Genomic DNA, 9,884 nt, shown 5'->3' with positions numbered 1-9,884 from the left:
AACTTTACTCTTGCTAACTTTACTCTTGCTAACTTTACTCTTGCTAACTTTACTCTTGCTAACTTTACTCTTGCTAACTTTACTCTTGCTAACTTTACTCTTGCTAACTTTACTCTTGCTAACTTTACTCTTGCTAACTTTACTCTTGCTAACTTTACTCTTGCTAACTTTACTCTTGCTAACTTTACTCTTGCTAACTTTACTCTTGCTAACTTTCCCCTCGCTAACTTTCCCCTCGCTAACTTTCCCCTCGCTAACTTTCCCCTCGCTAACTTTCCCCTCGCTAACTTTCTCCAAAACACAAAAAAGCCGTTGCATTGCTGCAACGGCTTTTTGGCATTTGAATTTAATCAAACCTTAGTCACGGTATGTCTCAACCGCTGGGCATGAACAAACTAGGTTACGGTCGCCGTATACGTCATCGATACGGGTTACTGTAGGCCAGAATTTGTCTTTTGCTACGCTTGGTACTGGGAATGCAGCGTAGAAACGGTCGTATGCACGATCCCACTCATTGCCTAGTACGTCTGCTTGTGTGTGCGGTGCAAACACTAGCGGGTTGTTTTCAATTGACCATTCGCCAGATGCGATACGGTCGATTTCTGACTTGATTGACACCATTGCTTCGATGAAACGGTCGATCTCAACTTTAGACTCAGACTCAGTTGGCTCAATCATTAGTGTGCCAGCAACTGGGAATGACATAGTTGGTGAATGGAAGCCGTAGTCTTGTAGACGTTTAGCTACGTCCATTTCTGTTACGCCTGTTTGCTCTTTGATTGGGCGTAGGTCAACAATACACTCGTGCGCAACGCGGTTGTTACGGCCACGGTATAAAATTGGGTAGTGCTCGCTTAGCTTCTCAGATAAGTAGTTAGCGTTCACGATAGCCATTTCTGTTGCTTGTTTTAAGCCTTCAGAGCCCATCATAGCAATGTATGCCCACGAGATTGGTAAAATAGCTGCTGAGCCGTAAGGAGCAGCAGAAACCGCACCGTTACCGATGTTTGTGCCAGCAACATTAATTACGCTGTGGTTAGGCATAAATGGCGCTAGGTGAGATTTAACACCGATAGGGCCAACACCTGGACCACCACCACCGTGTGGAATACAGAATGTTTTGTGTAGGTTAAGGTGCGATACGTCAGAACCGATTGAACCTGGGCTTGTAACACCTACTTGCGCGTTCATATTTGCGCCGTCCATGTACACTTGACCGCCGTGCTGGTGCACGATGTCACAGATTTCACGAATTGTTTCTTCGTAAACACCGTGTGTAGATGGGTAAGTGATCATGATACAAGATAGGTTTTCAGATACCTCTTCGGCTTTCGCTTTAAGGTCTGCCATATCAACGTTACCGTTTTTATCACAGTCAACAACCACGATTTTCATGCTTGCCATTTGTGCAGACGCTGGGTTTGTACCGTGCGCTGAACTTGGGATCAAACATACGTTACGGTGACCTTCACCGCGTGACTCGTGGTATTTACGAATCGCGATTAAGCCTGCGTATTCACCTTGTGCACCTGAGTTAGGTTGTAGTGAAACTGCATCGTAACCTGTGATGTTTACTAACCAATCATGTAACTCTGTCATCATGATTTGGTAACCCGCTGCCTGATCAAGTGGGCAGAATGGGTGTAAATTTGCAAACTCAGGCCAAGTGATTGGGATCATCTCAGCTGTCGCATTAAGTTTCATTGTACATGAACCTAATGAGATCATAGAGTGGTTAAGCGCTAAGTCTTTGTTCTCTAGGCGCTTGATGTAACGCAACATTTCAGTCTCGCTGTGGTACGAGTTGAAGTTAGGGTGCGTTAAAATTTCGTCATCGCGTACTAGGCTTGCAGGAATTGAGTTGCTGCCATTTACTTCGATTTCGTTTGCAAGTGCATCAACGCTTAGGCCGTGATCTTCACCTAAGATGATGTCGAATAGCTCAGCTACGTCTGCACGGGTTGTTGTTTCTGATACAGAAATTGAATATTCACCTGCGCGGTTAGATGCAAAGTTAACGCCGTGCTCTACTGCACGTGCAACGATTTCGTCTTTGTTATCTGCAACAACCGTCAGTGTATCGAACCAAGTGTCGTGCTTAAGGTTTACGCCTTTCGCTTTTAAACCTGCCGCTAAGATATCTGCAAAACGGTGGATACGCTCAGCGATAGTTTTAAGGCCCTGTGGACCGTGGTAAACCGCGTAGAACGCTGCCATGTTCGCTAGTAATACTTGCGCTGTACAGATGTTTGAGTTGGCTTTTTCACGACGAATGTGTTGTTCACGAGTTTGCATTGCCATACGTAGTGCGTCGTTACCTAAACGGTCTTTAGAAACACCAATAATACGACCTGGTAGTGAACGCTTGTACTTGTCGCGTGTTGCAAAGAATGCAGCGTGTGGACCACCGTAACCCATAGGTACACCAAAACGCTGTGCTGAACCAAGTACTACGTCTGCACCTAATTTACCTGGCGCTTTAAGCATTAATAAGCTCATGATGTCTGCAGCAACACAGGCAATCGCTTTTTTGTCTTGTACTTGTGCGATTAGGTCAGTTACGTCAGTGATTTCACCGGTTGTTGATGGGTATTGGAATAATGCACCAAAAATCTCATGATTAGCCGCTTCGCTTGCAGGACCAACTACCACTTCAAAACCAAACTGGTCTGCACGTGTAGCAACAACGTCGATAGTTTGTGTATGTACGTCATCAGCAATGAAGAAGATGTTAGCTTTTTTAGCTTTAGCAACACGCTTTGCAAGACCCATTGCTTCTGCAGCAGCCGTTGACTCGTCAAGTAATGACGCGCTTGCTAAATCAAGACCAGTTAGGTCTAGGGTCATAGTCTGGAAGTTTAATAATGATTCTAAACGACCTTGTGCAATCTCTGGTTGGTATGGTGTATACGCAGTGTACCAGCCTGGGTTCTCAAGTACGTTACGTAAAATTACGTGTGGTACGTGAGTTGGGTGGTAGCCTTGACCGATGTATGATTTGAACACTTTATTTTTGCTTGCTACTGATTTTAAGTAGCTTAGTGTTTCAACTTCAGTGCGGCTTTCGCCAATTGATAAACCTTGCTCTAAGCGAATGCTTGCAGGTACCGTTTGACCGATCAGCTCTTCAACACTCGATACTCCAAGAGCGCTTAGCATGTCGCTTACTTGCGCTGGGCTTGGCCCAATGTGACGGCGAATAAAATCTTGCTTTTGCTCTAATTGTTCAAGAGATTTGGCGTTTGACATTTGTCCAGATTCCTATGATCCAAAAAAAAGTGGTTACTGCCAATGGGTAACTGGCAATAACTTAAAAACAGGTTGATTCAGTAACTTACAGCGTATGGAAAAGTAAGCTATAAAATCATAAAAGCCCCACTTATGAGGGGCTTTTAGTCGGCGTGACTAATTAATTAGTCTTCGTCGATTGTGTTAGCGTAGCCTTCAGCGTCTAACAGGTTATCAAGCTCTGATGTGTCAGATGCTTTGATACGGAATAACCAACCGTCAGTGTACGGGTCGTTATTTACTGTTTCAGGCGAATCTTCAAGCTCTTCGTTGATTGCAACGATTTCACCGCCGATTGGTGCGTAGATGTCTGATGCTGCTTTTACAGACTCAGCTACTGCGCAGTCTTCACCCGCGTCAACTTCATCACCAACTTCTGGTAATTCAACGAATACCATGTCGCCAAGAAGTTCTTGTGCGTGCTCAGTGATACCTACAGTAAACGTACCGTCACCTTCGTCGCGAACCCACTCGTGTGAAGTAGCATATTTTAATTCGCTTGGGATATTGCTCATCTTTTTGTTCCTTTGGTTTATATTGGGTGATAACACCAAATTTTTTATAGTTTAGATAACTGATTTGCCGTTACGTACAAAGCAAGGTTTAACAACCTTAACGTTAACCAGTTTTTTACGCATCTCTACTTGGGCTGTTTCGCCAGTTGAACGCGGAACGCGTGCTAGCGCAACACTGTGACCAAGGGTTGGTGAGAATGTACCAGAGGTAATCACCCCTTCACCACCTTCAACGATGACTTTTAAACCGCTACGCAATACGCCTTTTTCTTCAAGCACTAAACCAACTAGTTTGTCTGTGCTCTTGTCAGCGCGTTGCTGCTCTAATACTTCACGACCGATAAACTTACGATCTTCTGGCTCCCATGCGATTGTCCACGCCATGTTTGCAGCAAGTGGAGAAACACTTTCGTCCATATCTAGGCCGTAAAGGTTCATACCCGCTTCAAGACGTAACGTATCACGCGCACCTAGACCCGCTGGCGCTACGCCTGCGTCTAGAAGTTGTTGCCATAAATCAGCAGCTTGATCGTTAGGTACTACGATTTCATAACCATCTTCGCCAGTATAGCCTGTTGTCGCAATAAATAAATCACCTGCTTGCACACCAAAGAAAGGCTTCATACCTTCAACAGCAGCTTGTTGCTCTGCGTTAAGTACTGTTGCTGTTTTAGCACGTGCGTTAGGGCCTTGAACGGCAATCATTGCAAACTCAGGACGCTCAGTAACCGTTACGGCGAAATCAGCCGAAACTTTAGCTAAATGCGCTAAATCTTTTTCACGTGTTGCTGAGTTAACTACTAAACGGTAGTTCGTTTCTGAGAAGAAGTAGATGATTAGGTCGTCGATTACGCCGCCTTCTTCGTTAAGCATACCTGTGTAAAGTGCTTTACCCGGTACAGTTAACTTAGCAACGTCGTTTGCAACTAGCTTACGTAAGAACGCTTGTGCTTGCTCGCCTTGAACATCAACAATTGTCATGTGAGATACGTCAAACATACCTGCATCTGTGCGAACCGCATTATGCTCTTCGATTTGTGAGCCGTAGTTGATTGGCATTTCCCAGCCGTGGAAATCAACCATTTTTGCGCCAGCTTCAAGGTGCTTAGCATGTAAAACTGTTTTAGAAGTCATAATATTCCTTCACTTTTAAATTAACCCACAAGTTGTGGGGCGTGGCCTCAATTTAATGAGGGGGAATAACATGGGCGGCGATTATACATTAGTTGCACAGTTGTCACACCCAAATTGCGATTTTGTAACTAAAAAACAGCTAAACACCCAAGTGCGTAGCTGTTTTAAAAATTTTATGTTTTAAGCAACGTTGGCTAAGGCTAAATCAAATCCGAGCTGCTGTAAGTGCGTTTGCCATTTATCAAGCTCTGCTTGGCGCGCCACCAGCTGAAATTGCTGTGTTGCTTGGTTATCTATGGCGGTAATAAATACCTCACCGCTTTGTGCACCATAGCAGCTGCGCATGTCTGATAAACGCAGTCCCGGCGTTAGCTTAAAGCTGTCGACCAAGGCATCAAACGCTTGCTCACCACTTAGGGTTAGTGCACTTAAATCGTCACGCATTACGTAATCAATGTCGTAACGTAGTTGTTGCTCATTAATAAGCGACTGTAATTGCACGCTGGCATCTTTACCTAATACAAAACGAAATGCAGTTTCGTTAAAGTAATACAGGGCATAAGCGTAGCTGCTTGTTAGGTCATCGTCTAATGAACTACGTAAGCCTAAACCGCAGGCGGTTAGCTTATTAATATCAAGACCTAAAATAGCCGTTAAAAATGGGATTGCTTCAGTGCCACTAAAATCCATAATGGCAGTATCGCTATTAGCTTGTAGCACGTTGTCTGCTGGGGTCTCAGCTTGGCTGTGGCGAGCAAACATTATTGGCGTAAAAGTCATATGTGACACCTATCAATCATTAATGCTTGAAGTATATTGCGCCGTTCTGGCAACAACAAATTGTAATTATTTATCAATTGATAAATAATGCTTATATACATAGCCCTATAAATAGAATTTTTTAATGAAAAACATTTCTACCGATAGTTTACGTACTTTAGTCACTGTTGTTGAAGTTGGCGGGTTTGCCAAAGCGGGTGAATTATTAGGGCTATCGCAACCGGCTGTGAGCTTACAAATAAAGCGCCTTGAAGACATGCTGGGCCATAAGCTGTTTAAAAAGCAAGGCCAGCGCCAAGTACTTAATCAATATGGCGAACTGCTCATGCCATTAGCTAAGCAAATGCTGCAACAAAACGATGCCATTTTACAGCAGTTCACCAGCGAAAACGTGACAGGTAAAGTGCGTTTGGGGATCCCCAGTGAATTTGCTGCACGTATTTTACCGTCGATCATTGGTGACTTCGTGGCCCTCTACCCTGACGTATCGCTCGAAGTGCGTTCTCGTTTGAGTAAGCATTTATTGTCGGTCTCGCGCCAAGATCAATTCGATTTAGTATTGGCATTAAACGAAGAGCTCGAATCAGCCAAGTTCCCTATTTTTATGCAAGACCAACTAGTATGGGTAGGCGATTTAAACCTTGCACAGAACGATGTGGTAACGCTTGTAACCGCCCCCGAGGGATGTATTTATCGCCGCCGCGCAATCGAGGCGCTACAAAGTGCGGGTATTAAATACCGCATTGCCTACAGTAATGCCGACTTAACTGGCCTAACTGCGGCGTTAAAAGAAGGCTTAGGCATTACGGTACTCGCAAAAAGCACCGTACCGAATGAGCTTAACTACCAAATACAAACCAAAGACCTCCCCGAGCTTGGTCAAATCGGTATTAGCTTAATTAAACGCACCGACGACCCCGGCACCGCCGTAGACAAACTCGCCGAATTCATCGCCCTACGTTTGACGTAGGTGTGAGTTGTAAGATTGTAGCCGCGATTTTATATCGCGTAATTTGATGAATAATCACAAAGAGGAAAAGAGGCGCTCCGCTTTAGAGGAAAAATACCCTTTTTGGTGGTTTTATTGGGTTGCTCATTATCTTCTCTTTGTGCAAAAAAAATTGAACCACAGAGAAAAACAGTAAATTACGCGGGGTATACCCGCTGCTACGAATTCGGCGTTAAAACGCCTCCTACAACTCGCATCTCGTTCCTCGTATCTCGCAAACTTTCCCCTTTACTCTTTCTAACTCGCTAACTTTCAATCTGATGGCTGAAAGCTGATTGCTCCAAAGTTGGGTTTCGCTCCGCTCTAACCAACCTACGAGCTGACAGCTGCACTCATTAAGTTTTACTTAACACCAAACCAAACCCAATATCGTAATACAATACTACTGTATTCCTTATAACCCCTTGAATTCATGAACTTACAGTTCAGACCTATTTTATTACAAATAGGATTGATTCGCATTTTTTTACATGTTTTAATTGCGCCTGTTAAAAATATCTAAACATATACAGGACTCACAATGACACCTAAGTTTATTGTTTCTACGCTTTCGACTGCGGTCGCTTTATCTTTAAGCGCTAATGCTTTTGCAAAAGATGTAACTAAAGAAGAGAAAAACTTCGAGCAAATCACTGTAATTGGCTCTGCATCTGCAATTAACGATATTCCTGGCTCTGCTACTTTTATTGATGAGCAAGAACTAGAAAAGTTTGAATATACTGATATCTCACGTGTTTTAAGTGCTGTACCGGGTGTATATGTACAAGAAGAAGACGGCTATGGCCTTCGTCCTAACATCGGTATGCGTGGTACGGGTACAGGTCGTAACGACAAAATCTCTGTAATGGAAGATGGTGTACTTGTAGCACCAGCACCTTACTCAGCGCCTTCTGCTTACTACTTCCCTACTATGGGTCGTATGGAGTCTATCGAAGTACTTAAAGGTGCAGCGTCTGTTAAGTATGGCCCACGTACAACAGGCGGTGTTTTAAACTTAGTTTCTCGTAGCTTACCAACTGAAGGGTCTAAAGGTTTACTTAATGCTGAACTTGGTAGCGACGGTTTCTACAAAGGTCATGCTTACTTCGGTAAAAAGAAAAACAATGCTGCGGGCCTTGTAGAAGTATTCACTTACGGTGCTGATGGCTTTAAAGATTTACCAGTTGGTAGCGACAACACTGGCTTCGAAAAGAATGATTTCTTATTAAAGTTTGGTTTTGACTTTGGTGATAACGAAGCACACAGCCTAGAAATGAAGTTAAAGTACTCAGACGAACGCTCTGACGAAACTTACATGGGTCTTACTGACGCTGATTACCAAGAAAACCCTTACCGTCGTTATGCAGCATCGCAAAACGATGAAATGAACACACAACACAATGCATACCAAATCAACTATGCATATCGTTTTGGTAAAGGTTACGAGCTACTTGCTACAGCTTACCTAAACGACTTCCACCGTAACTGGTATAAAGCAAGCAAAGTAAGCAGCAGCTACCTTGAGCAATACAGCGAGTTTGAAGCAAACCCAACGAGCGAAGGTATTGAAGGTATCGGCGTAAAAGCGAATAACCGTGATTACCAAGCGAAAGGCTTACAAACTGAATTCCATATCCCTGCGGGCAACCACTACATCACAGTTGGTGCACGTTACCACGAAGATGAAATGGATCGTTTCCAATGGGAAGACAAGTACACGCTTAACCAAGACCTATCAATGACGCTTACAGAAAAAGGCGTTCCAGGTTCAAACAGCAACCGTTTAGATAGCGCTGAAGCAACTACCCTATTCATTCAAGATGAGTGGTCACTTGATGCATTAGTCATTAGTGCAGGTCTTCGCTACGAAGACATCACAATCAAACGTGTTGAATGGGCTAAGTCTGATCCAAACCGTGAAAATGGCTTAACAAAAGATATCAGCAACGACACTGAGATCTTAGTACCATCACTAGGTGCCACTTACACAGTAAGCGACAACCTAACGCTTCTTGCTGGTATTCAAAAAGGTTACGCTCCAGCGGCACCAGGTAATGCGGATCAAGAAGAAGAAGAGAGTGTTAACATTGAGCTAGGTGGTCGTTACGATTACGCTGGCATTCAAGGTGAAGTAATTTACTTTAACTCTGACTACACAAACATGCACGGTAACTGTACTGCGGCTGTTGGTTGTAGCGATGACAATATTGGCGACCAATACAACTACGGTGAAGTATCTGTGTCTGGTTTTGAGCTAAGCGCTGGTAAAGTATTCGCTACTAAAGCAGCTTCATTCCCTGTTCGCTTAACTTACACTTACACTGATTCTGAGTTCGACAATGCGTTTGAATCAGATCTTTGGGGTAGCGTAGAAAAAGGCGATGCAATGCCATACGTGCCTGAAAACCAATTAGCGCTTTCGATGGGTGCTGAGTTCTCAAGCTTCGTATTCGATACGCAAATGCGTTATGTGTCTGATGCACACGCAGACTTAACAGACTCAGGTCGCAATGCAATCGACAGCCGCGTTGTATGGGATTTAGCAGCTAAATACCTAATCGACGACAAACAAAAAGTATACCTAACAGTAGACAACCTGTTTGACAAAACCTACGTTGCAAACCGTGCAAACGGCGGTATTCAACCAGGTAAACCACGTACCCTACAACTAGGTTACAGCTACTCGTTCTAATAAAACGACTTAGCGAAATATCAAAAGCCGTGTGATGAAAGTCCCACGGCTTTTTTGTGGGTGTGAGTTAGCAAGTTAGTAGTCGCGATTTTATATCACGCAATTCAATGGATATTCACAAAGAGGATAAGAGGCGCTGCGCTTTAGAGGAAAGTAACTAATAGTTTTATTGGGTTGCTCATTCACTTCTCCTTGTCTTCCTTTGTGCCGAAAATTGAACCGCAGAGTACACCGAGGCGCTTCGCGCTACATAGAGAAAACATAATTTAAAATAATAATCACAAAGAGGATAAGAGGTGCTGCGCTTTAGAGGAAAAACAACAAAATCTTATGGTCTTTCTCATTCTTTTCTCATTGTTTTCTCTTTGTGCAAAAAATTATTGAACCACAAAAAACAGTAAATTACGCGGGGTAAACGCGCTGCTACGAATTCGGCGTTAAAACGCCTCCTACAACTCCTATCTCGCTAACTTTTCAAACTGAAAGC

General features: G+C 43.7%; 7 protein-coding genes. 3 read left to right on the top strand and 4 right to left on the bottom strand.

Annotation, left to right across the window (positions count from 1 at the left end; genetic code table 11):
- Positions 1-390: pentapeptide repeat-containing protein (locus AOG27_RS21125; protein ID WP_161804335.1), on the top strand; the 390-nt coding region annotated here is incomplete at its 5' end.
- On the opposite strand, the gene gcvP is transcribed toward AOG27_RS21125, so the two are convergent.
- The 4 genes from gcvP to AOG27_RS01955 all read right to left on the bottom strand — a co-directional run bounded on the left by gcvP (position 358) and on the right by AOG27_RS01955 (position 5,717).
- Positions 358-3,249: an aminomethyl-transferring glycine dehydrogenase gene (gene gcvP, locus AOG27_RS01970; protein ID WP_054551325.1), complete on the bottom strand. Its 2,892-nt coding sequence runs from the start codon at positions 3,247-3,249 to the stop codon at positions 358-360. The two genes, AOG27_RS21125 and gcvP, sit on opposite strands and share 33 nt — an antisense overlap.
- 164 nt (positions 3,250-3,413) lie before the next feature.
- Complete coding sequence (gene gcvH / locus AOG27_RS01965) at positions 3,414-3,803, bottom strand: glycine cleavage system protein GcvH (RefSeq protein ID WP_054551324.1); 390 nt, start codon at positions 3,801-3,803, stop codon at positions 3,414-3,416.
- A gap of 51 nt (positions 3,804-3,854) precedes the next feature.
- Positions 3,855-4,937, bottom strand: a complete 1,083-nt coding sequence (gene gcvT / locus AOG27_RS01960) for a glycine cleavage system aminomethyltransferase GcvT (protein WP_054551323.1) — start codon at positions 4,935-4,937, stop codon at positions 3,855-3,857.
- Between the two features lie 180 nt (positions 4,938-5,117).
- Positions 5,118-5,717 carry a hypothetical protein gene (locus AOG27_RS01955; protein WP_054551322.1) on the bottom strand — a complete coding sequence of 200 codons (600 nt, stop codon included), beginning with the start codon at positions 5,715-5,717 and terminating at the stop codon, positions 5,118-5,120.
- 124 nt (positions 5,718-5,841) lie between these two features.
- Here AOG27_RS01955 and AOG27_RS01950 point away from each other — a divergent pair, with 124 nt between their 5' ends.
- Complete coding sequence (locus AOG27_RS01950) at positions 5,842-6,687, top strand: LysR family transcriptional regulator (protein ID WP_054551321.1); 846 nt, start codon at positions 5,842-5,844, stop codon at positions 6,685-6,687.
- Positions 6,688-7,246: 559 nt separating this feature from the next.
- Positions 7,247-9,397, top strand: coding sequence for a TonB-dependent receptor family protein (locus AOG27_RS01945; RefSeq protein ID WP_054551320.1), 2,151 nt, complete (start codon positions 7,247-7,249; stop codon positions 9,395-9,397).
- Positions 9,398-9,884 lie beyond the last annotated feature (487 nt).

This window comes from Pseudoalteromonas lipolytica (genome assembly GCF_001306915.1).
Taxonomy (GTDB): domain Bacteria; phylum Pseudomonadota; class Gammaproteobacteria; order Enterobacterales; family Alteromonadaceae; genus Pseudoalteromonas; species Pseudoalteromonas simplex.
The sequence above is the reverse complement of the archived record's forward strand: the minus strand, read 5'-3'. Positions and strand labels throughout refer to the sequence as shown.

Coding starts and splice junctions, on each gene's coding strand:
- AOG27_RS01945 (WP_054551320.1), top strand. CDS start 7,247: ATGACACCTAAGTTTATTGTTTCTACGCTTTCGACTGCGGTCGCTTTA.
- gcvH (WP_054551324.1), bottom strand. CDS start 3,803: ATGAGCAATATCCCAAGCGAATTAAAATATGCTACTTCACACGAGTGG.
- AOG27_RS01955 (WP_054551322.1), bottom strand. CDS start 5,717: ATGACTTTTACGCCAATAATGTTTGCTCGCCACAGCCAAGCTGAGACC.
- gcvT (WP_054551323.1), bottom strand. CDS start 4,937: ATGACTTCTAAAACAGTTTTACATGCTAAGCACCTTGAAGCTGGCGCA.
- gcvP (WP_054551325.1), bottom strand. CDS start 3,249: ATGTCAAACGCCAAATCTCTTGAACAATTAGAGCAAAAGCAAGATTTT.
- AOG27_RS01950 (WP_054551321.1), top strand. CDS start 5,842: ATGAAAAACATTTCTACCGATAGTTTACGTACTTTAGTCACTGTTGTT.